The organism is Streptomyces toyocaensis (assembly GCF_000725125.1).
Lineage (GTDB): Bacteria > Actinomycetota > Actinomycetes > Streptomycetales > Streptomycetaceae > Streptomyces > Streptomyces toyocaensis.
In genome coordinates this window covers 61,592-85,925 of record NZ_JFCB01000005.1, presented here as the reverse complement: position 1 = coordinate 85,925, position 24,334 = coordinate 61,592, and the positions used below count along the sequence as shown (strand labels likewise).

22 protein-coding genes and 2 pseudogenes are annotated in these 24,334 nt (G+C 71.3%); 12 read left to right on the top strand and 12 right to left on the bottom strand.

Features of this window, described 5'->3' with window-relative positions; genetic code table 11:
• Window positions 1–179 precede the first annotated feature (179 nt).
• On the top strand, window positions 180–1,106 hold the full coding sequence (locus BU52_RS08275; RefSeq protein WP_037930594.1) for a DUF3027 domain-containing protein: 927 nt from the start codon (window positions 180–182) through the stop codon (window positions 1,104–1,106).
• A 22-nt stretch (window positions 1,107–1,128) separates the two neighbouring features.
• On the opposite strand, the gene BU52_RS08270 is transcribed toward BU52_RS08275, so the two are convergent.
• The 4 genes and pseudogenes from BU52_RS08270 to BU52_RS08255 all read right to left on the bottom strand — a co-directional run bounded on the left by BU52_RS08270 (window position 1,129) and on the right by BU52_RS08255 (window position 3,049).
• Window positions 1,129–1,455: a hypothetical protein gene (locus BU52_RS08270; protein WP_037930591.1), complete on the bottom strand. Its 327-nt coding sequence runs from the start codon at window positions 1,453–1,455 to the stop codon at window positions 1,129–1,131.
• Window positions 1,452–2,066: pseudogene (locus BU52_RS08265) on the bottom strand (hypothetical protein); the annotation flags it as partial. The gene BU52_RS08270 and the pseudogene BU52_RS08265, both read right to left, overlap by 4 nt.
• Window positions 2,005–2,373, bottom strand: a pseudogene (locus BU52_RS37100) (helix-turn-helix domain-containing protein); the annotation flags it as partial. The pseudogenes BU52_RS37100 and BU52_RS08265, both read right to left, overlap by 62 nt.
• A 244-nt stretch (window positions 2,374–2,617) precedes the next feature.
• Window positions 2,618–3,049 carry an ATP-binding protein gene (locus BU52_RS08255; RefSeq protein WP_037930586.1) on the bottom strand — a complete coding sequence of 144 codons (432 nt, stop codon included), beginning with the start codon at window positions 3,047–3,049 and terminating at the stop codon, window positions 2,618–2,620.
• 159 nt (window positions 3,050–3,208) lie between these two features.
• Here BU52_RS08255 and BU52_RS08250 point away from each other — a divergent pair, with 159 nt between their 5' ends.
• The gene (locus tag BU52_RS08250) at window positions 3,209–4,087 is read left to right on the top strand and encodes a helix-turn-helix domain-containing protein (protein WP_037930580.1); all 879 of its coding nucleotides are present in this window, start codon (window positions 3,209–3,211) and stop codon (window positions 4,085–4,087) included.
• Window positions 4,084–4,293, top strand: a complete 210-nt coding sequence (locus BU52_RS08245) for a DUF397 domain-containing protein (RefSeq protein WP_037930577.1) — start codon at window positions 4,084–4,086, stop codon at window positions 4,291–4,293. Before BU52_RS08250 ends, BU52_RS08245 begins: the two co-directional genes overlap by 4 nt.
• Before the next feature lie 81 nt (window positions 4,294–4,374).
• Here BU52_RS08245 and BU52_RS08240 read toward each other — a convergent pair whose 3' ends face one another.
• The 3 genes from BU52_RS08240 to BU52_RS08230 form a co-directional block, all read right to left on the bottom strand.
• Window positions 4,375–5,448, bottom strand: coding sequence for a fatty acid desaturase (locus BU52_RS08240; protein WP_235216287.1), 1,074 nt, complete (start codon window positions 5,446–5,448; stop codon window positions 4,375–4,377).
• Window positions 5,449–5,526: 78 nt separating this feature from the next.
• Entirely contained in the window at window positions 5,527–6,531 is a 1,005-nt protein-coding gene (gene dapF / locus BU52_RS08235; protein WP_157847827.1) for a diaminopimelate epimerase, read from the bottom strand.
• 135 nt (window positions 6,532–6,666) lie between these two features.
• Window positions 6,667–7,539, bottom strand: coding sequence for a hypothetical protein (locus tag BU52_RS08230; protein ID WP_235216286.1), 873 nt, complete (start codon window positions 7,537–7,539; stop codon window positions 6,667–6,669).
• 379 nt (window positions 7,540–7,918) lie between these two features.
• On the opposite strand from BU52_RS08230, the gene BU52_RS08225 reads away from it, so the two are divergent.
• A complete protein-coding gene (locus BU52_RS08225; protein ID WP_051858038.1) occupies window positions 7,919–8,146 on the top strand; it encodes a helix-turn-helix domain-containing protein in 228 nt (75 codons plus the stop codon).
• A gap of 108 nt (window positions 8,147–8,254) precedes the next feature.
• On the opposite strand, the gene BU52_RS08220 is transcribed toward BU52_RS08225, so the two are convergent.
• A complete protein-coding gene (locus tag BU52_RS08220) occupies window positions 8,255–8,929 on the bottom strand; it encodes a M23 family metallopeptidase (protein WP_037930571.1) in 675 nt (224 codons plus the stop codon).
• A gap of 377 nt (window positions 8,930–9,306) precedes the next feature.
• Between BU52_RS08220 and BU52_RS08215 the strand changes: the two genes are divergently transcribed.
• From BU52_RS08215 to BU52_RS08205, 3 genes are all read left to right on the top strand, one after another.
• Entirely contained in the window at window positions 9,307–9,582 is a 276-nt protein-coding gene (locus BU52_RS08215) for a hypothetical protein (RefSeq protein ID WP_037930568.1), read from the top strand.
• Window positions 9,579–9,986 carry a PIN domain-containing protein gene (locus BU52_RS08210; RefSeq protein ID WP_037930565.1) on the top strand — a complete coding sequence of 136 codons (408 nt, stop codon included), beginning with the start codon at window positions 9,579–9,581 and terminating at the stop codon, window positions 9,984–9,986. Before BU52_RS08215 ends, BU52_RS08210 begins: the two co-directional genes overlap by 4 nt.
• Window positions 9,987–10,147: 161 nt before the next feature.
• Entirely contained in the window at window positions 10,148–13,279 is a 3,132-nt protein-coding gene (locus tag BU52_RS08205; RefSeq protein ID WP_037930557.1) for a sacsin N-terminal ATP-binding-like domain-containing protein, read from the top strand.
• Between the two features lie 250 nt (window positions 13,280–13,529).
• On the opposite strand, the gene nhaA is transcribed toward BU52_RS08205, so the two are convergent.
• Window positions 13,530–15,434: a Na+/H+ antiporter NhaA gene (gene nhaA, locus BU52_RS08200; protein WP_078903156.1), complete on the bottom strand. Its 1,905-nt coding sequence runs from the start codon at window positions 15,432–15,434 to the stop codon at window positions 13,530–13,532.
• 182 nt (window positions 15,435–15,616) lie between these two features.
• Here nhaA and BU52_RS08195 point away from each other — a divergent pair, with 182 nt between their 5' ends.
• Entirely contained in the window at window positions 15,617–16,396 is a 780-nt protein-coding gene (locus BU52_RS08195; protein WP_037930554.1) for a hypothetical protein, read from the top strand.
• 14 nt (window positions 16,397–16,410) lie between these two features.
• Here the strand turns inward: BU52_RS08195 and BU52_RS08190 are convergent, their stop codons facing one another.
• Both BU52_RS08190 and BU52_RS08185 read right to left on the bottom strand, forming a co-directional pair.
• Window positions 16,411–18,810, bottom strand: coding sequence for an HAD-IC family P-type ATPase (locus BU52_RS08190; protein WP_037930551.1), 2,400 nt, complete (start codon window positions 18,808–18,810; stop codon window positions 16,411–16,413).
• Between the two features lie 139 nt (window positions 18,811–18,949).
• Window positions 18,950–19,243 carry a DUF2530 domain-containing protein gene (locus BU52_RS08185; RefSeq protein ID WP_051858036.1) on the bottom strand — a complete coding sequence of 98 codons (294 nt, stop codon included), beginning with the start codon at window positions 19,241–19,243 and terminating at the stop codon, window positions 18,950–18,952.
• Window positions 19,244–19,454: 211 nt separating this feature from the next.
• Between BU52_RS08185 and BU52_RS08180 the strand changes: the two genes are divergently transcribed.
• The 3 genes from BU52_RS08180 (at window position 19,455) to BU52_RS08170 (ending at window position 22,936) form a co-directional block, all read left to right on the top strand.
• Complete coding sequence (locus tag BU52_RS08180; RefSeq protein ID WP_037930546.1) at window positions 19,455–20,906, top strand: NCS2 family permease; 1,452 nt, start codon at window positions 19,455–19,457, stop codon at window positions 20,904–20,906.
• 220 nt (window positions 20,907–21,126) lie between these two features.
• The gene (locus BU52_RS08175; RefSeq protein WP_037930543.1) at window positions 21,127–21,564 is read left to right on the top strand and encodes a MarR family winged helix-turn-helix transcriptional regulator; all 438 of its coding nucleotides are present in this window, start codon (window positions 21,127–21,129) and stop codon (window positions 21,562–21,564) included.
• 16 nt (window positions 21,565–21,580) lie between these two features.
• Window positions 21,581–22,936, top strand: a complete 1,356-nt coding sequence (locus tag BU52_RS08170) for an MFS transporter (RefSeq protein ID WP_037930540.1) — start codon at window positions 21,581–21,583, stop codon at window positions 22,934–22,936.
• A 33-nt stretch (window positions 22,937–22,969) separates the two neighbouring features.
• On the opposite strand, the gene BU52_RS08165 is transcribed toward BU52_RS08170, so the two are convergent.
• Window positions 22,970–23,557 (bottom strand): Uma2 family endonuclease, encoded by a 588-nt coding sequence (locus tag BU52_RS08165; RefSeq protein WP_107061110.1) that lies wholly within the window; start codon window positions 23,555–23,557, stop codon window positions 22,970–22,972.
• A gap of 91 nt (window positions 23,558–23,648) precedes the next feature.
• On the opposite strand from BU52_RS08165, the gene thpR reads away from it, so the two are divergent.
• Window positions 23,649–24,221, top strand: a complete 573-nt coding sequence (gene thpR / locus BU52_RS08160; RefSeq protein WP_037930537.1) for an RNA 2',3'-cyclic phosphodiesterase — start codon at window positions 23,649–23,651, stop codon at window positions 24,219–24,221.
• Window positions 24,222–24,334: the final 113 nt, after the last annotated feature.

Sequence of the window (24,334 nt, the reverse complement as noted above, 5' to 3'; positions counted from 1 at the left end):
TGTAGGCCCAGCGCACGCGAACAGGTAGCGTGCCTATCTCAGCCATCCCGCAGAATGGATGGAGGCGCGCCCGAGCACGTTGCGGCGCGGACGTCGACGCGGTCCCACGGTCCGCTCCGTCCGCCCCCCGCGCTGGGAGTGGCGCACTCGTGAGACGGCGTAGGAGAGAAGCGATACCTGTGAGCGCAGCGACAACGCGAAGCCGCACCCCCGACCGTCTGTGCGCCGAGGCCGTCGACCTCGCCCGCGCCGCAGCCGAGGAGGCCGCCGCGCCCGGGGTCGTGGGCGAACACGAAGGGCTCGTCTCCGAGGGCGACCGCGTCGTCACCCACTTCTTCGGCTGCCGCGAGGCCGGCTACCGCGGCTGGCGCTGGGCCGTCACCGTCGCCCGCGCCTCCCGCGCCAAGATCGTCACGGTGGACGAGGCGGTGCTGCTGCCCGGCCCCGACGCGGTCCTCGCACCGGAGTGGGTGCCGTGGAGCGAGCGGCTGCGCCCCGGCGACATGGGGCCCGGCGACCTGCTGCCCACCGAGGCCGACGACCTGCGGCTGGAACCGGGTTACTCCGGCGAGGACGAGCCGCCGCCCCACTCCGCCGTCTCCCACGAGATGGCCGACCTGGCGGAGGCGGAGGACGCCGACGTCACGGCGGGCCCCCCGGCCCACCTCGCGGTGCCCCCGTCCCGCGGCACGATCGCGGCGGTCGCCGAGGAACTCGGCATGCGCCGCGCCCGGGTCCTGTCCCGCTACGGCCTGCACGCCGCCGCCGACCGCTGGGAGGAGTCGTTCGGCGCGAAGACCCCCATGGCCCAGGCGGCACCCGCCTCCTGCATGTCGTGCGGCTTCCTCACCCCGATCGGCGGCTCCCTGGGCCAGGCGTTCGGCGTGTGCGCCAACGAGTTCTCCCCGGCCGACGGCCACGTCGTCTCCCTGGGGTACGGCTGCGGCGGCCACTCCGAGGCCGCGGTCATGCCGAAGCCCCCGCAGCCGGCCCCGCCGGTCATCGACGAGACCCGGGTGGACCCCTTCCCGCTCCGCCCGTCCCCCGACTCCGGCTCGGTCCCGGCGACGGAGGACGCGTCGACGGCGGAGCTGGGGCACTCGTAGCGCCGCCCGGGGGCGGCACTGATCAGACGCGTACTGCCTCCTTGGCTTCGTTCAGGACGCCGCTCAGCTCCCGCAGCGCCTCGCGGGCGGTCGCGGCGTCCTCGTGTTCCAGGTTGCTCCTGGCACGGGCGTGACGGGCGGCGAGGTCGGGACGGCGGGCGATCTCGATGTCCCGCGCCCAGGCCAGGACCCAGCTCCGTACCGGGCTGAGGGACTGCCACTCCACGGCCTTGGCGAAGGCCTCGTCCTTCGTCCGCTGCATCTCGGGCAGGCGCCTCGGGTCGACGACGGCGAGGGCGGCCCGTAGGGCGTCCGGGGGCTGCTCAGGGCGGGGAACGAGTTCGTTCACGCGTCCTCGAAGACCTCTTCGGCCTTCGGGGCGGTGACGGCGCGGGCGAGCCAGCGGCGGAGAAGTTCAGGGTCGGTGCAGTTCGTGACGCGGCTGCGGACGTCCTCGGAAATATCGAGGCCGCGCTGCTCCAGGATGAGCATGATGTCCTCGGCACGGCTCTCGGCGCGGGCTTCGGCGCGCACTTCGTCGCGTACTTCGTCGCGTACTTCGTCGCGTACTTCGTCGCGTACTTTGGCACGTACTTCGTCGCGAACTTCTTCGGCGAGGTAGGACGTGTAGAAGGAGAGGTCCACGGCCACCAGATTCCTCCAGAGGTTCTTGGCCGGGCGCTTGGCCAGGCCCTGTGCGGTGAATTCGACGAGGGGCTTCGCGATGTCTTCGGGTGCGTCCCGGAGCGCTGTGGACAGGGCCTTCAGTATCGCATCGACGTCCGGTTCGGCAGCGTGTGTGATGGCCGCCAGACTGGCCAGGACCAGGTCGGCGCGGGCTTCTTCCGGGTCGGTGATCACGGGCATGTTGTGCGGTCCGGCGACCAACGGCTGCACGGTGAGGGTGGGCAGCTGAGGCGGTCCGCAGCTCACCGGCTGCTGGGCCGCGTTCGCGGCGGAGGTAGCCGTGGGCTTCGAGTTCGCGGAGGGCGGCGGCGATGCGCGTGGTGCCTTCCTTGAAGCGGGCGGCGAGGCTCTTGATGTCCGCGGGGGTGCCGGTGGGGAGCGACTGGATGTGGCAGCCCAGGCCGATCGCGAGGAGTGAGAGCTCCTTGTGCTGGGTGAGGTGGTTGCCGATCACCACGAAGCGGGTGGTGTGGCGGGTGTTGTCGTGGATGACGCGGCTGGTGTGGTGACGCGATCGGGTCGAATTGGCGGCGGGGGCTGACTGGGCGCACGGGGGCGCGCTAGGGTTTTGCGTATCCATCGGGAAGGTCTCGACTTCCTTGGTGGTCAGGCCCTCGCACCGGGATTGCAGCCCTGGCGGGGGCCGAAGTTTTTTGTGGGGTTGATTGCGCTGAGCGTAGAGGTGTCTGGGGTTCGAAAATCCAGCTGAGCCGGTGATGTTCACCCGCCCGAGTGATCGCGCGCCTCGGGCGGGAGGGGTGGGGCTTGGTGGGGTTCTTTCTCCCCGGGTTCTTGCTTGGTAAGGCGCCGACAGCACCGGAGCTTCAGATCTCGGGTTCCGGTGGCGTGAGGCGCAGTTCGGCCCAGACGGTCTTGCGCGGGAAGCGGTCCTCCGACACACCCCAGCGGTCCGCGAGCGCGTCGACTAGGCACAGGCCGCGGCCCGACTCGGCGTCCGGGGCGGCCGGTTGGCGCTGGGGGAGTCGGTCACCCCGCGTGTCCGTGACCTCGATACGGAGCGTGTCGTCCACCACGTAGAACGCGAGACGGAAGTCCCGGCCCGGCACGCGGCCGTGGGTGACGGCGTTGGTGGCCAGCTCGGCCACGACGTGGCGCGCGGCTTCCGAGTCGTATCCCCAGTCGCGGAGATGGGCGTCCGTGAGGAGACGGGCGAGGCGGGCACTGCGGGGGGTGGCGGACAGCAGCACGCTGAAGTTCCTGACGGCGGCGGTGGGTTCGGCAGTTCGCTGATTCACATCACTCAGCGTGGCCGGATCTGCGTACCGTGAAGTGTCACTTAGCGCGTGCGTACGGTCACTGTCCGGTGGCTGTCCGGTGCTGTCGTGGCTGTGCCGACGGTTGGTACGGGTAGGGCGCCGGGTGCGTCACGGACGGTTCCGAGGGAGAGGTGCGGCATGACGGCGGTCGAGGCGGAGGCGGGTCGGCTCAAGGAAGAGGCGGACGAGCCCGGTTGGGAGGTGGACCCGGACGACGAGTGGGGCGTCGCGGTCATCACGACGGTCGGACGCCAGCTGAAGCTGCGGCGCGAGGCGGCGGGGATGCGGGCCGCCGAGTTCGGCCGGGTCGTCGGGTACGGCGAGGACATGGTGTACAAGATCGAGGGCGGCAAGCGGATCCCTCGCCAGGAGTTCCTGGACAAGGCGGACGAGGTCCTGGAGGCCGGCGGGCTCCTCTCGGCGGCCTGGGAGGACGTGAAGAAGGTCCGGTACCCGAAGAAGGTTCGTGCGCTGGGCAAGTTGGAAGCGAAAGCGGTCGAGATCGCTGTGTACCAGTCCAACAGCATCAATGGCTTGCTGCAGACGCCGGAGCACGCGCGAGCTGTGATCGGGGCAGCGCAGCCGCCCTATTCCCCGGACGACGTGGAGCGCATGGTGGCTGCACGCGTCGCCCGGCGAACAGTCTTCGAGCGTGACCCCGCCCCGGCGCTCAGCTTCGTCCTGGAGGAAGGGGTTATGCGTCGGCCTATCGGAGGCACAATGGTGTGGCGTCAGCAACTCGAACGCCTATTGGAGGTGGGGCGGTTGCACAACGTCGTGCTTCAGGTGATGCCGATGAACTGTGAGACCCACTCCGGGACGGACGGCACGATCGAGCTGCTGAAGTTCGCGGACGGGACGGCGGTTGGCCGGGCCGATGGGGAGTTCAACGGACGGCCGACTTCGGACCCCAAACAGCTGCGCATTCTTGAACTGCAGTATGGGACGATCCGAGCTCAGGCGCTCTCGCCGCGGGAGTCGCTGGCCTTCATCGAGCAACTGCTGGGAGATACATGATGCGCAAGACCACTGCCGGGGACGCCTCCGAGCTGGCGTGGTTCAAGAGCAGCTACAGCAGCGGCAACAACGGTGAGTCGTGTGTCGAACTCGCCCTCACCCCCGGCACCGTCCACGTCCGCGACTCCAAGACCACCGAGGGCCCCCGCATCGCCTTCACCCCGGGCACGTGGGCGGCGTTCGTGCCGTACGCGTCCAAGGCCTGAACTCCTGACAGCGGGCGTTGTGCCGCAGGCTGCCGACAACGCGGGCATGCCGGGCACCGGAGGCCCGGGGCCGCGGGGGCGTCACGCCTCCTGGTGTGCCGGGGCGACGCGTCCGGTACCGGTACCGGGGGCCGCTGCCAGTGCCCGGCGGTGGTGGCGCAGCACCGCCGACTCGCCGAGCAGCAGGGCGGTCGGCCGGTAGGCGGGGCCGTGCAGGGTGCGCTCCAGCGCGGGGAGGTAGTTCCAGCGCACCGCCGGGTGCGCGGAGTGGGCGAAGTGGTACAGGTCGCCGTACGGCAGCCAGGTGCTGCGGGCCAGCAGGGCGAGGAGCGTGTTGCGCGGGTACAGGCGCAGACAGCGGCCGGCCTCGACTGCGACGGGCGGTCCGGTCACCCGCTCCGGGTCGAACCAGCGGTGCTCGACGAGCAGCGACATCCATGCGAGCTGCGGATACAGCAGCACCCGGGGCAGCACGAAGGCGAACACCGCCGCCTCCCAGCTGCAGAGCGTGGCGACAGCGGCCGTCACGACCATAGGACCGGCGATCCGCAGCCTCCTGGCGCCCGGCTCCCGCACCAGGGCCGCCAGACCGCGGACGGTGCCGTACGCGCCGGACGGGGTGAGCGGGTGGACCATGCCCCGCAGGCACCGTGCCGTCGTGGCACCCGGGCGCAGGCCCGCCGCGTGGAGCTCGGCCAGGTTCGGATCGGCTCCGGCGACCGTCGCGTTCGGATGGTGCTCACGCACGTGCCGACGACGGCGTACCGGCACGGGGACGAAGCCGAGCGGGAGGTGGACGGCCACCTCGGCGAGCAGCGTGTTCAGTCGGCCGCCCCGGACCAGTACGCCGTGCACGGCGAAGTGGCTGACCTCTTGGAGATGGCGGAATTTCGCCGCCCCCGCGAAGGCGGCGAGTACGCAGCCCCAGGGTCCGCCGTGTACGGCCACCGCACACCATCCGGCGAACTCCACCCAGTGGCCCAGGAGCAGGAGGACCGGTGTGACATCGTTCAGCCGCTCACGCTGGAGCCGCATCACCGCACGGAGCGAGTCCGGTGTGTGCCGTCCCCGTGCCGGGCTGAACCACCACCGGTCGACCTGCCGCAGTGCGATCCCGGCCACGATGGCCACCAGTCCGGCCGACAGTGCCCCCAATGCCGTTCCCTCCCCCTCGTCCCCACCGGCGAGCGGCACGGGGCGGGGCGGACCGCAGGGGCGGCGCCGTGCCTCCGCTCAGACCTCGGTCGGGTGGATGCCCGCCTCGTGCAGCACCTTCATGTTTTCCCGGCTGAGCTCGGCGAACGCGCTGATTTCCGCCATGTGCGCGGCACCCTCGTAGGACACCGGACCGTCCCCGAGGAGCACCGCGGGGTCGAGTTCCGCGTCGTACACGAGGGTGGCGTTGCCCTCCAGGACCGGCTGCCACACGGCACCGACCGTCTGGAGGTAGCTGCGGGCCACGCCCCCAGGGTTGCGTACGGTCACCGGCCGCTCGGGGTCGACGAGGCCGAGGCGGGAGAGGGTGGCCCGCGAGGCCGCGATGCCCGAACCACAGGACGGCGTCAGTCCGGCCCCTCGCTCGTAGGTGTGGATGAACACCTCGTCGTCGGACAGCGGCAGCACGAAGGAGAGGTTGGCGCCGATGGGGAAGACGTCCGGGGAACCGGCGACGCGTCGGCCGGTCTCGATCAGTTCCGCCTCGTCGTACGCGTCGATCACGGTGATCAGGTGCGAGTTCGGCACCGCGACCGCCGTCACGTGCCGTGCCGGGTGGAAGGCGGGAAGCAGCCGGTCCACGTACACGCCGTGCGGTCCCGCCTCCGCCACGATCGGCTGACCAGGCGCGAAGTCCACGGCGGGCAACTCCACCGACACCTGCCGCACCCCGTGGGACGTACGGCCCCGGTCGCGCACGGTGAACGAGTACGGCCCCTGCTCCACGACCACCGACTCGGCCCGGTGCCGGTCCAGCAGTATCCGGCCGGCGCACCGCATGCCGTTCCCGCACAGCAGCGCCTCGGAGCCGTCCGGGTTGTAGAACCAGGCCCGCGCGGTGCCGTCGCCGTGATCGGCCACGAAGTACACCCCGTCACCGCCCAGTCCGCGCTTGCGGTCGCACAGCAGCCCGACGGCGCGGGTCAGCTCGTCCGCCGTGGCGAAGTGGTCGAGCGGCGCACCGTCGACCACGAAGATGTCGTTCCGCGAGCCGTGGGCCTTGGTGAGCGAGAGAGTGGACATCACGTACTTTCCGTCGCGCTGTGACTTCGCGCCGTCCCGCCAGGTCCGGACCGGCCGTCGCTCCATGCTAGCTAAACCCGTTCGGTGTCACGGAGCGTGATGGAGTGGAGCGGGGTGTGGGACACCTCGCCTGCCTCAGAGGCGGACCGTTGCCTCACGGACGGCTGCCTCGTCCCACGCCCCGCCGTTCATCATGGGCCGGACGGTCGTCTCGTAGGACTGCAGGACGAACGGCGCCGAATCGGAGCCGTGCCCCCAGATCGACTCGAACCGCCCGGCCCAGCGTTCGACGTGCTTGAAGTAGACGGAGCTCCGGCCCCGGCGGTAGTCGGCGTCCCCCTGCTCTTCCTCCAGGAGGACCGCCGCCTTCGAGACCACCACGAAGTCCACGGCCTGGTCGGCCCGCAATCGGTCGCGCACGGCAAGCGCGCACTGGACGCCCAGCGAACGATGATGGTCGACGAGCTCGAGGAGGGGACGTGCGAAGTCCTCCCTGGCGAGATCGTCCTGCCAGCAGATGAAGAGCCGTTGGACGGTTCCGCCCGCCTCGATCAGCCGCCGGTTGACGGCCAGGTACTCCCGCCGCTGCGTCAGCAGGTCGGGGCTGGTGGTGAGGTCGGCCGCCAGGACTCGCTTGGGTTCGGTGCCTGAGTCGATGAGGGCCTGGAAGAGCAGTACGGAGAGCCGGGGTACCTCGGACGCGTACACCTGGAGGTGCCCGTCGGCGATCTCACCGAACCCGGCCATGAGTTCCCGTTCCAACTGCTCACGGACCAGCGCGAAGTAACGGGCGTCCGACATGTGCCGGTCGTTGGCCCGGCGAAGCTGGATGTAGATACGGCGTAACCACATGTGGTTGGCCACCATGAGCAGTAACAGCACGGTCTCGGCCGCCAGGAGAACGTCCTTGAGCAGGCTCTTCTCGGCCACCCAGGCGGCTATGGGAATGGCGATACCGGCGATACCCACCAAGGCGTTCAGCACCTGGGAGGACAATGCCTCTGCCACGCGAGTACTGACGTCCCGGCGCGGCTGCGTGGTCGTTGTCATGCGCTCCATCCCCCTGGTGAGTGCAATTCCCTTACATCTTCGAGGCTTCGGTCACGGACAGGCAAGTGTGCTTTGCAGTCAGTGATGATCGCCGCGCGTGGGTGGGTGGGGACCCGGGCGGTGATCGGCGTCAGGCGGCCTGAGGCCTGAAGGTCACGGTTCTTCGAAAGGCCCGGACGCAGATGCGGGACGAAGTCCTCGGGGTGCAGCGAGCGAGGAAACTGTGCGAGGAAGCACGGACGAGGAGGCAGGCCCGATGAGCAGCGGATACCACACGAGTTGGAAGGTTCCGGCGGACCACCGTGAGGATGCGGCGTACCGTGCCGCGGGTCGGCGTATGGACTTCGTGCAGGCGGTCTGCGACCGGCGCTCGGCTCTCGGCTGGACCACCGCGGAACTCGCGCGTCGTGCCGCGCTGACCGAAGAAGACATCGAGGCCATCGAGGAGAGCGGCGTCGACCCCACGCTTGAGCTGATCGAGCGACTGGCCACAGCTCTGGAAGCCGGAGCGCGCATCGACCCTCGCACGAGTCCCGAGTTCCGCTTCGAGGGATACGCGGCCTGATCCGCCACCGCCCCGGCCCGACGGGGCGTTCTCTCCGCTGGACGACGACGCGACCCCGAGGACGGGCGAGGGGCCGTTCTCCGGGTCGGGTGCGTGTATCGGCGTGCGTCAGAGGGTGACGCCGTTGGCGCGGAGGAACTGCGCCGGGTCGACGGCGGTGCCGTAGTTCGGGCTGGTGCGGATCTCGAAGTGCAGGTGGGGTCCGCTGGAGTTGCCGGTGTTGCCGGACAGGGCGATCTTCTGGCCGGTCTTGACGATCTGGCCGGCCTTCACGTTGACCGAGGACAGGTGGGCGTACTGGGAGTACGTCTTGTTGCCGTGCTTGATCACGACGGCGTTGCCGTAGGCGGGGCCGTCGCCGGCGCCGTTGCCGCCGGCCTTGACGACGGTGCCGCCGTGGGTGGCGAGGACCGGGGTGCCGGTGGGGACGGCGTAGTCCTGGCCGGAGTGCTTGGAGGCCCACATGCCGCCGTTCTGGGCGAAGCTCGCGGACAGCTTGTAGCTCTTCACCGGCGAGACCCAGGACGCCTGCGTCTTCGCGGCCGCGGCCTTGGCCTGCTTGGCCTGGGTGGCCTTGGCGGCCTGCGTCTTCGCGGCCTCGGCCTGGGCGGCGGCCTGCGCCTGAACGGCGGTGGCGGTGCCGGACACGGCCGCGGTGTCCGCGGCGGCGACCGCGACCCCGGCTCCCAGGACGGCCGTGGAGCCCAGGCCGGCGGCCAGCACGGCCGCACGGGTGCGGGTCAGGGACGTACGGGGGAGACGGGACGTGACGCGCTGGAACATCGAAACCTCATGGGGGAGGGGGCGGGGGAAGCCACCGGCGGAACGGGTCCGTGCCGTGGTGGCCGTTCCTTGGTAGCCCGCCCCTCACGAAAGCCGCAAAGGTGTGACCTACGACGAAAGGTCGTACTTCGGGCGTGAGATGTACGTCTCTTGACGGAGAGGGTCGTACGGCGCGAAACCCCCCATTTCAAGCTGATCGATCAGCGCTGCGCACTAATTGTCCGTTTTCGGTTCAGCCACTTCACGACTATTCCGGGTAGTACCGGATGTCGCGCCTGTGCCGCTTGTCACCGGGCGGCCGGTTCGGGCGTCGGGTGGATGTGGCGTGGGTCTCCGTCGCCCTGCGGTGTAATAATTCATGTACTAGAATCGGTCCCGTGAAGTCACCACGCCCCGGCGGCACGGAGAACATCTCCGTCTCGCTGCCTTCGGAACTCCTCGGTGCTCTGCGCACGCGCACCGGCAAGCGGGGCGTGTCCGCCTATGTGACCGCGGCGGTCCGGCACCAACTCGCGATGGACGGCCTCGCCGAGATCGTGGCCGCCTACGAAGGCGAGCACGAACCGTTGAGCGAGGCCGAGGTCCAGGCCGCGCAGCGTGAGCTGTTCGGTGACGCTCCGGCGCCGTACGCGTCCGACGACAGCGCCGCATGAAGGCACCCGCGGCCAGATCTCTGGTGCTCGACTCCCAGGGACTGTCGCTGCTCCTGCGCAACGACCGGCAGATGATCACCCGGATCGAGGCGGCCCGGCGCGTGGGCGTGCCCGTCCTGGTGTCCGCTTTGACTGTGGTGGAGGCCGTCCATGGAAAGACGGACACCGCCCGGCTGCACTGGGTGCTCTCCCGCCTTCAGGTCCAGGACGTCACACACGCGGACAGTCTCACCGCGGTACGGCTGCTGAGCGAGGCCGGTGGGCTGCACGGTCACAAGTACGCCATCGACGCCCTGGTGGCCGCGATGGCGCTTCGCGTCCCGGGGCCGGTGCTGGTGCTGACCTCGGACCGTGACGACTGGACGAAACTGTGCGGCGGCCGCGTGCAGATCAAGGACGTCTGAGGCCGCTCCTCCGTTTGTCGCGCCACTGAACAGGTCAGCCCGGTCCAGGGCCCGATTCGGATCGATGGCTCCTGGGCCCCGTCCGGCCGGTGGCAGCGGCTCCGCCGGGCGGGGCGGTACCTTCGAGCTCACGCCGATCAGGGCCGATGAGGAGAGTCAACGTGAGCAAGTTCGTGCGGCCCGCCGCCGAGGGTGCCGATCCGTTCGGTACGGCGCGTCTGCGGCGCGGGGTCCTGGACGCCTGGGCCACCAGTCCCGCCCGCTTCCGTGAGGACGCCAACGCCGAGGAGGACCTCGTCCTCGGCGGGTACCGGGACCGTCTCGTCGTCGAGCTCGCGCAGAACGCCGCCGACGCCGCCGCCCGGGCCGGCGTACCGGGACGGCTCCGGCTCACCCTGCGGGACGGGGTCCTCGTCGCCGCCAACACCGGCGCCCCGCTGGACGCGGCCGGGGTCGAGTCGCTGTCCACGCTGCGGGCCTCCGCCAAGCGCGACGCCCCGGACCGGGCCGTGGGACGGTTCGGCGTCGGGTTCGCCGCCGTGCTCGCCGTGACCGACGAGCCCGCCGTCGTCGGACGGCACGGCGGGGTGCGGTGGTCGCTGGCCGAGGCACGGGACCTCGCGCACGACACGGCCCGGCACAGCCCCGGGCTGGGCGACGAGATCCGCCGCCGCGACGGGCACGTGCCGCTGCTGCGGCTTCCGTTCGCCGCCGAGGGCACCGCGCCCGACCCCTACGACACGGCCGTCATCCTCCCCCTGCGGGACACCGCCGCCGCCGACCTCGCCGAGCGGCTGCTGCACGCCGTCGACGACGCCCTGCTGCTGGCCCTGCCCGGCCTGGAGGACGTCGTCGTCGAGATCGGTGACGCGGCACCCCGCACCCTGGTCCGGCGTGACGACGCCGGCCTCACCGTCGTCGAGGACTCGCGGGAGGGCGTCACCCGGTGGCGCACCGCCGCCGCGCACGGGCCGCTGACCCCCGACCTGCTCGCCGACCGGCCCGTCGAGGAGCGCCTGCGGCCGCACTGGTCGGTCACCTGGGCCGTCCCGGTCGACGACGACGGCGCCCCCGCCCGGCCCCGCACCAGCGCGGTCGTGCACGCGCCCACGCCGAGCGACGAGCCACTCGGCGTGCCCGCCCTGCTCATCGCCTCCCTCCCGCTGGACTCCACCCGCCGGCACGCCGCCCCCGGCCCGCTCACCGACTTCCTGGTGCAGCGCGCGGCCGACGCCTACGCCGCACTGCTCGCCGACTGGCGGCCGGTGACCGCCGGGATCATCGGACTGGTGCCCGGCCCGCTCGGCAAGGGAGAGCTGGACGGCGCCCTGCGCCAGGCGATCCTCGACCGGCTGCCGCGGACGTCCTTCCTGCCGCCCGCCGTCGAGCCGCGCGAGCAGGACGGCGACTTCGAGCTGCCGCAGTCGCTGCGGCCCCGGGAGGCCGAGGTCGTCGAAGGCGCGGGGACCGACACCGTGCGCGTGCTGGCCGAGGTGCTTCCCACCCTCCTGCCCGCCGGTCTCGAACGCCGCGTGGAGCTGCGCACCCTCGGCGTCGCCCGCGTGCCGCTCACCGAGGCGATCGACCGGCTGGCCGGACTGGAGAAGTCCCCCGACTGGTGGCGGCGGCTGTACGACAGCCTCGCCGGGGTCGACCCGGACCGGCTGTCCGGGCTGCCGGTGCCGCTGGCCGACGGGCGGACCACGATCGGGCCCCGGCAGGTGCTGCTGCCCACCCCCGACTCGGCCTCCCTCGACGCCGAACTCCTCGCCCGGCTCGGCCTCAAGGTCGCCCACCCGGACGCCGCCCATCCGCTGCTGGAGAAGCTGGGCGCGCTCCCCGCCACTCCGCGCGCCGTCCTCACCACCCCGCAGGTGCGGGCCGCCGTCGCCGCCTCGCTGGACGACGAGGGCGGGGTCACCTGGGAGGAGGACGCCCCGGACGCGGAGGAACTCGCCGACATCGTGCTGGGACTGGTCCGCGACGCCGGTCTCGAACCCGGCGACGAGCCGTGGCTGGGCGCCCTCGCCCTCCCCGACGAGGACGGCGAGCTGTCCCCGGCCTGCGAACTCGTCCACCCCGGTGGCCCCTTCGCCCAGGTCATCCGGGAGGGCGAACTGGCCGCAGTGGACGGCGAACTGGCCGCCAGGTGGGGCGAGCAGCCGCTCGCCGCGTGCGGGGTGCTGGTGGACTTCGCGCTGATCCGCGCCACCGACGTGGTCCTCGACCCCGACGAACTCGAGCCGCGCGAGGGTGACTTCGCCGAACCCGACGACGCCGGTCTGCTCGACGCCGTGGACGTGTGGAGCGAGGACGTCCTCGACCGCTTCCCGGACAGCCCGGTCCCGCCGGTCGCCACCGAGATCGTCGCCGTGCGCGACCTCGACCTGGTGGACGACGACCGGTGGCCGCAGGCCCTGGCCCTGCTGTCGCGGCCCCCGCTGCGGGACGCGCTCGTCCAGCCGGTGCGGATCCTGCTGCACGACGGCACCCACGAGGTCGTACGGCCGTACACCGCGTGGTGGCTGCGCGGGCACCCCGTGATCGGCGGGCGCCGCCCGGCAGGACTGCGGGCGGCCGGCAGTGATCCGCTGCTGCGGGGCCTGTACGAGGAGGCCGACGCGACCGGGTTCGAGGACGAGCAGGTGCTGCGGGCGCTGGGCGTGCGGACCTCGGTGGCCGCGCTCCTCGACGAGCCCGGCGGCGCGGCCGAGCTGCTGGACCGCCTCGCCGACCCGGACCGGCCCGTCACGGCCGCCCAGCTCCACGCCCTGTACGGGGCGCTGGCCGAGCTGGACCCCGAGCAGGTGACCCTGCCGGACGATCTGCGGGCCGTGGTGGACGGGCGGGTGGAGGTGGTGGACGCCGCGGACGCGGTGGTCGTCGACTCGCCCGACCTGCTGCCGTTCACCTCGGGTGTCCCGCTGCTGCCGGTGCGGCCGGCGCGGGCCGCCGAACTGGCGGAGCTGTTCCAGGTGCGGCGGCTGAGCGAGTCCGTCACCGGTCGGATCGACTCGGAGGGCACCGAGCACGACGTGCCGGAGCCGGTGCGGGTGCTGCTGGGAGCGGGGACGCCGGCGTCGTACGTGGAGCACGACGAGCTGGTCGTCGACGGTGTGGAGATCGACTGGCGGCTCACCGACGACGGCGTGCTGCACGCGTCGACGCTGGAAGGGGTGGCCGCGGGGCTCGCCTGGGCGGCGGGGCAGTGGCCCCGGCGCTTCGAGGTGGCGGCGCTGCTGGAGGACCCGACCAGGACGGAGGAGCTGGCCCGGGACCGCTGGTTCGACTGAGCGGTACCGCCGGAAGACGACTGGCCACGGCCCCGGAGCCCTCTTCGCGTGCGTGGGTGAGGCGGTGTGCCGTGGGCTGGTCACGGCGGCGCGCTCAGGCGCCGGGCGTTGCCGGGCAGGGCCCGGCGGGCCGGTGCCCGGGTGGCGCCGGAGCTCTCTCGGGTGCTTGCTTCGCGTGCGTGGGACCCGTGTGCCGTGGAGCGGCGCGGGGCGGTCTGCCCCGCCGAGTCGGGCCGGGCGGTGCGGCTGGTCACGGCGCCGGTGCCCGGGTGGCGCCGGAGCCCTCCCCGGTGCTCGCCTCCAGTGCGCGGGCGAGCGTCTCCGCGTCGTACGGGCCGATGTGCCGCCGGGTGCCGATGAAGAACGTCGGGGCGCCCCGGACGCCGCTGGCCTCGGCGCTGGCGGCGTCCCTGCGGACCCGGGCGGCCGTCCGGTCGTCGTCCAGGTCCCGCAGGAACCGCTCCATGTCGAGACCGAGGTCGATGGCGTAGACGACGGTGTCCTCGTACTCGAGTTCCTCCTGGTGCCGGTAGAGCAGGTCGTGCATGTCCCAGAAGCGGCCCTGGGCGTCGGCGGCGACGGCGGCGCGCGCGGCGAGTTCCGCGTGCGGGTGCACGTCGGGCAGCGGCAGGTGCCGGAACACGTAGCGGAACCGGTCGCCGAAGCGCTGCCGCAGTTCCTTGGTGACGCCGGTGGCGCGGGCGCAGAAGGGGCATTCGAAGTCGCCGTACTCCACCAGGGTCAGGGGTGCGTGCGGGGGACCGAGGATGTGGTCGGTCTCCGGGTCGACGGGGCGGTCGAGGTAGCGGGGCAGGTCCGCGTCCCTCTGCCCGCCCAGGACGGCGGCGAGCCGGAACACCAGCCAGCCGAGGAGGGCGGCGAACAGGGCCGCGAGCAGCACGCCGACCGTCGCCCGGGCGAGGGCCTGCGGCGCGTCCTTGAAGGCCAGTCCGGCGATCAGCAGGGAGACGGTGAACCCGATGCCGGACAGGGCGCCGCCGCCCAGGACGTGGCCCTGCCCCACCCCGGTGGGGAGCCTGCCGAGGCCGAGCCGGGTGCCGAGCACGGCCCCGCCCCAGACGCCGACGAGCTTCCCGGCGACCAGACCCACGGTCACGGCCCAGGTGAGTGAGGAGCGGAGGGCGTCGGCCAGGACGCCGTCGCGCAGGTCGACACCGGCGTTGGCGAGGGCGAACACCGGGACGATGACGTAGCTGGACCAGGGGTGGAGGTACGTCTGGAGCCGCTCGTTGACGGAGACGGCCTTCTGCAGTCCCCTGCGTGCCGTCCTGCCGACGTCCGGGCGGGGTGACTGCCGGAAGGCGCGGAAGCGTCGCGCGGCGTGCTCCACGTTCTCGCGGGAGGGGTTGCGGGCGGGGATGAGGAGACCGCCGAGCATGCCGGCGATGGAGGCGTGCAGGCCCGCGTCGAGCGTGGCGAACCACATCACGAGGACGACGAGGACGTACGGTGCGGCCTGCCAGACGCCGAAGCGGGTCAGCGCCGACAGGACCACACCGAGGACGAGCGCGGCGATCAGTTGCGGCACGTTGATGGTGCCGGAGTAGACCACGCCGATCACGGTGACCGCCACGATGTCGTCGATGACCGTGATGGCCAGCAGGAAGATCCGCAGCTGTGTGACGAACCGGGGGCCCACCACGGCGAGCGCGCCCAGCATGAACGCCGTGTCGGTGCCGATGACGATGCCCCAGCCGTCGGCGGCGTCACCCCCGGGGGAGATCGCCAGGTACAGCAGGACGGGCACCACCATGCCGCCGAGCCCGGCCAGGCCCGGGATCATGATGCGGCGGCGGTCGTTCAGCGCGCCCACGGAGAGTTCGTAGCGGACCTCCAGGCCGATGACGAAGAAGAACAGGGCCATCAGCCCGTCGTTGACCCAGTGCCCCAGGTCCATCGACAACCGCGCGTTTCCCACCGCGACGGACGCCTCGGTGTGCCACAGGGACGTGTACGCCTCCGACCACGGCGAGTTCGCCCAGACCAGGGCCACCGCCACCGCGACCAGGAGCAGGCCCGCACTGCCCGCCTCGGTCGCCATGAAGGCGCGCACCGGGGCGGTCAGCTGGGCCGCCAGCTCGCCCCGCCGTGACCGGGACTGGGCGTCCGCGGACCTCTTCCCGCGCAGCTTCATCGGACTCTTCGTCTCCGCGTCACGTCTTCCATGAAATGTTCATGTTCTGGAGCAACCCTTCACGCGTGTGGTCGATCTGATCATGCGAGTCAACAGACTCCACGACCACCATTCGGGGTCCGGTACCGACGAAGCCGCTGACGGCACCGGGATCGGGTCCCCCCTCCTCACGTGGGGAACACATGCGTATTCGTGCCACCGTCGCCGCTGTCTCCGGCGCCCTGGCCCTGTCCGCCCTCGCCGTCCCGGCCGCGCACGCCGACGATTCCGCGGGCGACACCAAGATCTCCAACGTGTCGGTCAACGGCGGCAAGGCCGTCGTCGCCGGCACCACCGCCGCCAAGAAGGTCACCGTCACCTTCACCGTCACGGACAACTCCGGCGTCGACTGGGCGCAGGCCATCCTGTTCCACGGCTCGACCATCGAGAAGTCCGACAGCGGGGCCGTCGCCGACAGCAGCGACGGCAGGGCCTCGTGCACCAAGGTCAGCGCCACGACGTCGACCTGCAAGTCGACCCACACCCTGGAGCCGGGCTACAACCTGGTCAACAAGGTCGCCGGCACCTGGAAGGTGTGGGCCGTCGCCGCGGCCAAGGACGCCGACTACGTGCAGAAGGACAACGCCAAGAGCTTCAAGGTGCAGCGCGCCTCCAAGCTCACCGTCAACGCCTCCCCCGAGCCGGTGAAGAAGGGCAAGACCATCACCGTGACGGGCAAGCTGACCCGGGCCAACTGGGACACCGGCACGTACGCCGGCTACACCGGCCAGTCGGTGAAGCTGCAGTTCAAGAAGAAGGGGGCCAAGACCTACGGCACCCTCAAGACCATCAAGACCAACTCCAAGGGTGACCTGAAGACCACCGTCAAGGCCTCCGCGGACGGGTACTTCCGCTACTCCTTCGCGGGCACCTCGAACACCCCGGCCGTCAACTCCTCCGCCGACTTCGTCGACGTGAAGTAAGTGACGTAGTCCGGCTACGCGGGGAAGCGGCGGTCCACCCCTCTCCACAGCAGTTCCAGGGTGGCCGCCGCCACCACCGCGACACCGACCGCGACCCACGGCATCGTCATGCCGACCAGCCGCAGCGCGAAGAACTCCTGGAGCCACGGCACCGCCAGCACCAGCAGGAACGCCCCTGCCATCGCCGCCACCAGACCGATACGCCACCACGTGTACGGGCGGGCGACGATCGCCAGGACCCAGATCGAGATCAGGAACAGCGTCAGCGTCGCCGCGCTGGTCTCCGCGTCCAGCTCGCCGGCGCCGGTGTAGTACTCCCGCGCGATCAGGTACGTCGCGAAGGTCGCCAGCGCGGCAAGCGCCCCGCCCGGGAGCGCGTACCGCATGACCCGGCGCACGAAGTGCGGGCGGGCGCGTTCCCTGTTGGGGGCGAGGGCCAGGAAGAACGCCGGGACGCCGATGGTGAGGGTGGACAGCAGGGTCAGATGGCGCGGCAGGAACGGGTACTCCACCTGCGAGACCACCACCAGCACCGCGAGCAGCACCGAGTACACCGTCTTCACCAGGAACAGCGTCGCGACCCGGGTGATGTTGCCGATCACCCGGCGCCCCTCCGCCACCACCGACGGCAGCGTGGCGAAGCTGTTGTTCAGCAGCACGATCTGCGCGACCGCCCGCGTGGCCTCCGAACCGGAGCCCATCGCGACGCCGATGTCCGCGTCCTTCAGCGCCAGTACGTCGTTCACGCCGTCCCCGGTCATCGCGACCGTGTGCCCGCCCGACTGGAGCGCGCCCACCATGGTCCGCTTCTGCTGCGGGGTGACCCGTCCGAACACCGTGCCCTCGTCCAGCGCCTCCGCCATGGCGTCCGGATCGGCGGGCAGCCGGCGCGCGTCCACCGCCGTACCGGACAGGCCCAGCTTGGCGGCGACCGCGCCGACCGACACGGCGTTGTCGCCGGAGATGACCTTGGCGCGGACGTCCTGCTCGGCGAAGTAGCGCAGGGTGTCGGCGGCGTCGGGGCGCAGCCGCTGCTCCAGCACCACCAGCGCGGTGGCCCGCACGCCCTCGGCGGCCCCGGGGTCGTCGACGTCCACGCCGGGACGGGCCCGCGCGAGCAGCAGCACCCGCATCCCCTGCTCGTTCATCCGCTCCGTCTCGGCCAGCGCGGGGTCGCCGGGGTCCAGCAGCACGTCGGGCGCCCCCAGCAGCCAGGTGACGGGGTCACCGGAGCCCTCGTCGAACGTCGCGCCGCTGTACTTGCGGGCGGAGGAGAAGGGGAGGGTGTCGGTGAGGCGCCAGTCGGTGGTGTCCGGGTACGCGTCGACGATCGCCCGCAGGGAGGCGTTCGGGCGCGGGTCCGCCGAGCCGAGCTCGCCCAGCACCTTGCGGATGTACGTCCCGTCGCCGTCGCCGAACACCCGCAGCCCGGTGACGTCCATGCCGCCCTCGGTGAGCGTGCCGGTCTTGTCCAGGCAGACGGTGTCGACCCGGGCAAGCCCCTCGATCGCGGGCAGCTCCTGCACCAGGCACTGCTTGCGCCCCAGCCGGATCACGCCGATCGCGAAGGCGACGGAGGTGAGCAGCACCAGCCCTTCGGGGACCATCGGCACGATCCCGCCGACCGTGCGCGCGACGGAGTTCCCCAGCTCGTTGTCCTTGACCACCAGCTGGCTGATGATCAGGCCGATCGCGGTGGGGACCATCATCCACGTCACGTACTTGAGGATCGTGGAGATGCCGGAGCGCAGTTCGGAGTGGACGAGGGTGAAACGGGAGGCCTCCTCGGCGAGCTGCGCCGCGTAGGCCTCGCGCCCCACCCTGGTCGCCTGGAAGGCGCCACCGCCCGCGACGACGAAGCTGCCGGACATGACGCGGTCCCCGGGCCGTTTCACCACCGGATCGGCCTCGCCGGTGAGCAGGGACTCGTCGATCTCCAGGCCGTCGGTCTCGACGCACACCCCGTCGACGACGACCTTGTCCCCCGGCCCGATCTCGATCAGGTCGTCCAGGACGATCTCGGAGGTGCCGACCTCCGCCGCCGTCCCGTCCCTGCGCACCGTGGGCCGCACCTCGCCGATCAGCGCGAGGGAGTCCAGGGTCTTCTTGGCCCGCCACTCCTGGACGATGCCGATGCCCGTGTTGGCGAGGATCACGAAGCCGAACAGGCTGTCCTGGACGGGGGCGACGATCAGCATGATCACCCAGAGCACGCCGATGATCGCGTTGAACCGGGTGAAGACGTTCGCACGGACGATCCCGGTCAGGGACCGGCTGCTGCGCACCGGTACGTCGTTCACCTGGCCGCGGGCCACCCGCTGAGCCACTTCCGCCGAGGTCAGCCCGGTCGCGGGCGGGGTGACCGTGGTGGGGAGCGCGGCGTCGGCCCGGGCGCCCGCATCGAGATGCGTCATGCCTCCGACGGTACGTGCGGACGGAGGGCCCCACCCACCCGAATGGCGGAAGATCCGACCTGGGGAGGACGGCCGTGGCACCGGGGTCGTACGCCCGTGACGCGGACACCGGCGGCTGCCCGCGCGGTGCCCGGCCCGCTCAGCCGGCCGGCGGGGCGGGAGAGCGGTCCGGCACCGGGTCCGTCCCCCCGGTCCGCGCCCGCCGGAGCGCGGCGTCGCGCCTTCGGACGTACCAGATGCCGATGAAACCGAGCCCGCCTCCGGCGAGGCAGGTCCACAGCCACCAGGTGTGGCCGTGGTCGTCGAACCAGCCGTAGAACGGCAGCTGCACCAGGAACAGGGCGAACCAGACGATCGTGCCGCCGGTGATGGTGGCGACCACGGGGCCCTCCAGGGGCTCCGGCGCCTCGTGCTTGGGGGTCCACTTCGCCATGCGGACAAGCTTACGAGGGGCGGGGTGCGTGAGGTGCGCCGCAGGGGCGCTGTCCGGTTGCTCACACTGCTTCCGGCCACACGGCTCTACGCGCGGAGATAGCGTCCACGACGTTATATGTTCATACTGAATCCGTTTGTCTCTGACCGCTTTCATTCGTAGAAAACACCAAAGGGCTTTGGGGGAAGTCCGCCGGTGATGAGGTCCACGCATGTCCACGTCGGCCCCCGCCAAGGCCCCCACCCCCGAGCAGCCGGGGTCCGGTGCCGCATCCGGCGCCCTCGACCGCTACTTCCGGATCACCGAGCGCGGCAGCACCCTGTCCCGCGAGATCCGCGGCGGCTTCGCCACCTTCTTCGCGATGGCCTACATCATCGTGCTGAACCCGATCATCCTGGGCAGCGCGAAGGACATGTACGGCAACCAGCTCGACAACGGTCAGCTGGTCACCGCGACCGCCCTGACCGCGGCGTTCACCACGCTGCTCATGGGTGTCATCGGCAACGTCCCGATCGCGCTCGCCGCCGGCCTGGGGGTGAACTCGGTCGTCGCGCTCCAGCTCGCGCCGCGCATGTCGTGGCCGGACGCCATGGGCATGGTGGTGCTGGCCGGGTTCGTCGTGATGCTGCTGGTCGCCACCGGTCTGCGCGAGCGCGTGATGAACGCCGTCCCGTTCGGGCTGCGCAAGGCCATCGCCATCGGTATCGGCCTGTTCATCATGCTGATCGGACTGGTCGACTCCGGCTTCGTGTCCCGTATCCCGGACGCCGCCCAGACCACCGTCCCGCTCCAGCTCGGCACCGGCGGTCACCTCACCGGCTGGCCGGTCCTCGTCTTCATCCTCGGCGCGCTGCTCACGCTGGCACTGATCGTGCGCAAGGTCCCCGGCGCGATCCTCATCTCGATCGTCGCCATGACGGTCGTCGCCGTGGTCATCAACGCCGTCGCCGACATCCCCTCCTGGGGTCTGACCACGCCCACCTGGCCCGGCAACCCGGTCGCCACCCCCGACTTCGGCCTGATCGGCGAGGTCAGCCTGTTCGGCGGCTTCGGCAAGGTCGGTGTGCTCACCGGCGTCCTGTTCGTCTTCACCGTGCTGCTGTCGTGCTTCTTCGACGCGATGGGCACGATCATGGGCGTCTCGGACGAGGCCAAGCTGACCGACGGCGAGGGCCAGATGCCCGGCATCAACAAGGTCCTCTTCATCGACGGCGTCGCGGTCGCCGCGGGCGGCGCCAGCTCCTCCTCGGCCACCACCGCGTTCGTGGAGTCCACGGCCGGTGTCGGCGAGGGCGCGCGGACCGGTTTCGCCAACGTCGTCACCGGCGGGCTCTTCGCGGCGGCACTGTTCCTCACGCCCGTCGCCACCATGGTGCCGTCCCAGGCGGCCACCCCCGCGCTGCTCGCGGTGGGCTTCCTGATCCTGGCCGGGTCGGTCAAGGAGATCGACTGGGCCGACTACACGATCGCCGTCCCGGCCTTCGTGACGATGGTGATGATGCCGTTCACCTACTCGATCACCAACGGCATCGGCATGGGCTTCATCACCTTCGCGGTGCTGCGCCTGGCGGCCGGCCGCGGCCGGGAGGTCCCGCCGGCGATGTACGTGGTCGCGGCGGTCTTCGCCTTCTACTACCTGATGCCGGCGCTGGGCCTGACCTGACGCCGGGCACGGGGTCCCACGTGACCCCGTGGAACTTCTCCGTCTCCTCGACGGCGGTGCGGAACCGCCGGTCGACCCCCTCGCGCATGAGCGTCCGGACACATGGTCCCGGGCGCTCATGCCGCGTTCGGCGGCCTGCTCCCGGTAGTGGCGCGGGTCACGGCGCGGGACGTGCGCCCCGGGTGGTATTTAGCGAGAGTAATGAGTTACGCTAAAGAACATGCCGGACCTCAGCCATGGCGACGACGCAGCCGCCGTGAACGCCCTCCGATCCGCCGTGATGCGGCTGTCCCGTCGGCTCAAGCACCAGCGCGTCGACGAGTCCCTCAGCCCCACCGAGATGTCGGTGCTCGGCACCCTGGCCCGCTGTGGCCGCGCCACCCCGGGTGAGCTCGCCCGCAAGGAGCACGTCCAGCCGCCGTCGATGACCCGCATCGTGGCCCTGCTGGAGGCCAAGGGACTCGTCCGGCTGGAGCCGCACCCCGACGACCGGCGCCAGAAGGTCGTCACGCAGACCGAGCAGGCCGAGGCCATGCTCGAGGAGAGCCGCCGCAAGCGGAACGCGTTCCTGGCATCGCTCGTGGAGGAGCTCGACGAGGACGAGTGGGCGAAACTCCGCGCCGCCGCCCCCGTGCTGGAGAAACTCGCACACATCTGAAGGAGGCGAACCCTTGTTGAGTACGGGATCCGGAGCAGCTTCCGCCCCCGCACCTGACCCCTACGACACCCCGGCCGCCCCCGACACCCCCGCCCGCGGGAACTCGATGTTCTCCTCGCTGGGCGTCCGCAACTACCGTCTGTTCTTCCTCGGCCAGGTCGTCTCCAACATCGGCACCTGGATGCAGCGCATCGCCCAGGACTGGCTGGTGCTCACGCTCACCGGCTCCTCGGCCGCCGTCGGCATCACCACGGCCCTGCAGTTCCTGCCGATGCTCCTGTTCGGCCTCTACGGCGGTGTCCTCGTCGACCGGCTGCGCAAGCGGCCCACGCTCCTCGTCACCCAGTGCGCGATGGCCCTCACGGCGATCGTGCTCGCCGTCCTCACCCTGACCGGCCGGGTCGAGGTCTGGCACATCTACGTCGCCGCCTTCGCCCTCGGTCTCGCCACCGTCGTCGACAACCCGGCCCGCCAGGCCTTCGTCTCCGAACTCGTCGGCCCCGGCCAGCTGCAGAACGCGGTCAGCCTGAACTCCGCGAACTTCCAGTCCGCCCGCCTGGTCGGCCCGGCCGTCGCGGGTCTGCTGATCACCGGCGTCGGCACGGGCTGGGCGTTCCTCCTCAACGGACTGTCCTTCGTCGCACCGCTGGCCGGCCTGATGATGATGCGCTCCCGCGAACTGCACTCCGTCGAGCGCGCCCCGCGCGGCAAGGGGCAGCTGCGGGAGGGCCTGCGCTACGTCGCCGGACGGCCCGAGCTGATCTGGCCGATCGTCCTCGTCGGCTTCATCGGCACCTTCGCCTTCAACTTCCCCGTCTACCTCTCGGCGTTCGCCGACGACGTCTTCCACGGGGGTGCGGGCGTCTACAGCATGTTCAACACCCTGATCGCGGTCGGCTCCGTCTCCGGCGCCCTGCTCGCCGCCCGGCGCGGCACGGCCCGGCTGCGCCTGCTGATCGTCGCCGCGCTGGCCTTCGGCGCGCTGGAGATCCTCGCCGCCGCGTCGCCGCGGCTGTGGATGTTCGCCCTGATCATGGTGCCGCTGGGTCTGTTCTCGATGACGGTCAACGTCACCACCAACACCAGCCTCCAGATGGCCACCGATCCGGCGGTGCGCGGCCGTGTCATGGCCCTCTACATGATGGTCTTCCTCGGCGGCTCCCCGGTCGGCGCCCCGATCGTCGGCTGGATCACCGACACCTACGGCGCCCGCGTCGGCTTCGCGGCCGGCGGCGCGGTCGCCATCGCCGCGGCGACGGTCATCGGGCTGATCCTGGCCCGGGCCGGCGGCCTGCGCCTGTCGCTGGGCTGGCACCACGGCCGCCCCACGGTGCGGTTCGTGCCCCGCGAGCGTCAGGAGGCGCTGGCTTGAGGTGGCGTGAGGGCCGCCGGGCCGCGCCCGGGGTCAGTCGCGGGGGAACTCGTCGGTCTTGAGGACGAGGCCGACGGCCGTCCGGTTCAGGTCGATCTCCTCGCCGAAGCCGAAGCTGACGTCGCCGTGGTAGGTGCCGTCCTTCGGCAGGGTGTGCAGGTGCCACTCGGCGGTGTACGGGTCGACGATCAGGTACACGGGCACGCCGGCGGCGGCGTAGGTGTCCTTCTTCGGGCCGTAGTCGTTGGCGGCGGTGTCCCTGGAGATGACCTCGGCGATGAACTCGACGTCCTGGTAGCGCCAATGGCCCCGGCTGTCCTTCACCGAGTGGTCGGCGAACGCCGCGACATCACAGGCGAAGCCGTTCAGCCGCCCGGGGAAGTCGATCCGTACATCCGAGGCCAGACGCTTGCGCGGGTACTTGGCGCGCAACTGCTCCAGGACATCGAGGATGATCTGGAAGTGGGTGTCCCGCTGCGGCGTCATGAAGATGTGCCCCCCGACGATCTCGGCCTTGTAACCCTCGGGGATGGGCATCTTCTCCAGCCACTCGAACATCATGTCGAGTGTGAGCTCGTCGCCGCTCTCGGCCATCTCGATCCTGTCTTCGAGGACGGTCATAGTGGCGCTCCTCCCCGGCCGACGCTCGATGCGTACAGCCGCGCGGTACAACGATACGCACGGTGACCAGGACACGCGCGACACTGATCGCATGAGACTCTTCGCCGCCGTGCTGCCGCCCGAGGACGTCGTTCGTGAGTTCGCCGGCGTGGTGGCGCGGTTGAAGAACGTGCCCGGGGCCGACGGGCTGCGGTGGACCGAACGGGCCGGGTGGCACTTCACGCTCGCGTTCTACGGGGAGGTGGACGACGAACTGCTCCCGGAGCTGACCGCGCGGCTGGCGCGGGCCGCGTCCCGCACGGAACCCTTCGCACTGGCCCTGCGGGGCGGCGGCCAGTTCGGGCGCGGGAGAGCGCTGTGGGCCGGCGCCGAGGGGGATCTGCGCACCATGCGGCTGCTCGCCGGGCGGTCGGAGGCGGCCGCGCGGAAGGCGGGCGTGGCGATGGACGAGCACCGCCGCTACAAGGCCCACCTGACGGTGGCCCGCAGCCGGGACGGTGTGGACGCGCGGCCGTACCTGAAGGTCCTGGAGGACTTCCGGAGCCGCACCTGGACCGTGGACGAACTGGTGCTGGTGCGGAGCACCCTTCCGACGTCCGGCACACCGGGCGAGCAGCCCCGGTACGAGGCGGTCGCCCGCAGGCCACTGGGCGCGGCCGGTTAGGCTCGGGGGCGTGGACCCGAAGACCCGGAACCGGATCATGGCCGGTGCGCTCGTGCTGATGTTCGTCGTGGTGGTGCTGGCGGCGGCGCTCGGCAGGTAGCGCCGCCGCCGGC

What these genes read in the sequence shown, in the direction of transcription:
- BU52_RS08250 (WP_037930580.1), top strand. Translation starts at nt 3,209, where the DNA reads ATGACGGCGGTCGAGGCGGAGGCGGGTCGGCTCAAGGAAGAGGCGGAC.
- BU52_RS08245 (WP_037930577.1), top strand. Translation starts at nt 4,084, where the DNA reads ATGATGCGCAAGACCACTGCCGGGGACGCCTCCGAGCTGGCGTGGTTC.
- dapF (WP_157847827.1), bottom strand. Translation starts at nt 6,531, where the DNA reads ATGTCCACTCTCTCGCTCACCAAGGCCCACGGCTCGCGGAACGACATC.
- BU52_RS08225 (WP_051858038.1), top strand. Translation starts at nt 7,919, where the DNA reads ATGGACTTCGTGCAGGCGGTCTGCGACCGGCGCTCGGCTCTCGGCTGG.
- BU52_RS08220 (WP_037930571.1), bottom strand. Translation starts at nt 8,929, where the DNA reads ATGTTCCAGCGCGTCACGTCCCGTCTCCCCCGTACGTCCCTGACCCGC.
- BU52_RS08210 (WP_037930565.1), top strand. Translation starts at nt 9,579, where the DNA reads ATGAAGGCACCCGCGGCCAGATCTCTGGTGCTCGACTCCCAGGGACTG.
- nhaA (WP_078903156.1), bottom strand. Translation starts at nt 15,434, where the DNA reads ATGAAGCTGCGCGGGAAGAGGTCCGCGGACGCCCAGTCCCGGTCACGG.
- BU52_RS08195 (WP_037930554.1), top strand. Translation starts at nt 15,617, where the DNA reads ATGCGTATTCGTGCCACCGTCGCCGCTGTCTCCGGCGCCCTGGCCCTG.
- BU52_RS08190 (WP_037930551.1), bottom strand. Translation starts at nt 18,810, where the DNA reads ATGACGCATCTCGATGCGGGCGCCCGGGCCGACGCCGCGCTCCCCACC.
- BU52_RS08185 (WP_051858036.1), bottom strand. Translation starts at nt 19,243, where the DNA reads ATGGCGAAGTGGACCCCCAAGCACGAGGCGCCGGAGCCCCTGGAGGGC.
- BU52_RS08180 (WP_037930546.1), top strand. Translation starts at nt 19,455, where the DNA reads ATGTCCACGTCGGCCCCCGCCAAGGCCCCCACCCCCGAGCAGCCGGGG.
- BU52_RS08175 (WP_037930543.1), top strand. Translation starts at nt 21,127, where the DNA reads ATGCCGGACCTCAGCCATGGCGACGACGCAGCCGCCGTGAACGCCCTC.
- BU52_RS08165 (WP_107061110.1), bottom strand. Translation starts at nt 23,557, where the DNA reads ATGACCGTCCTCGAAGACAGGATCGAGATGGCCGAGAGCGGCGACGAG.
- thpR (WP_037930537.1), top strand. Translation starts at nt 23,649, where the DNA reads ATGAGACTCTTCGCCGCCGTGCTGCCGCCCGAGGACGTCGTTCGTGAG.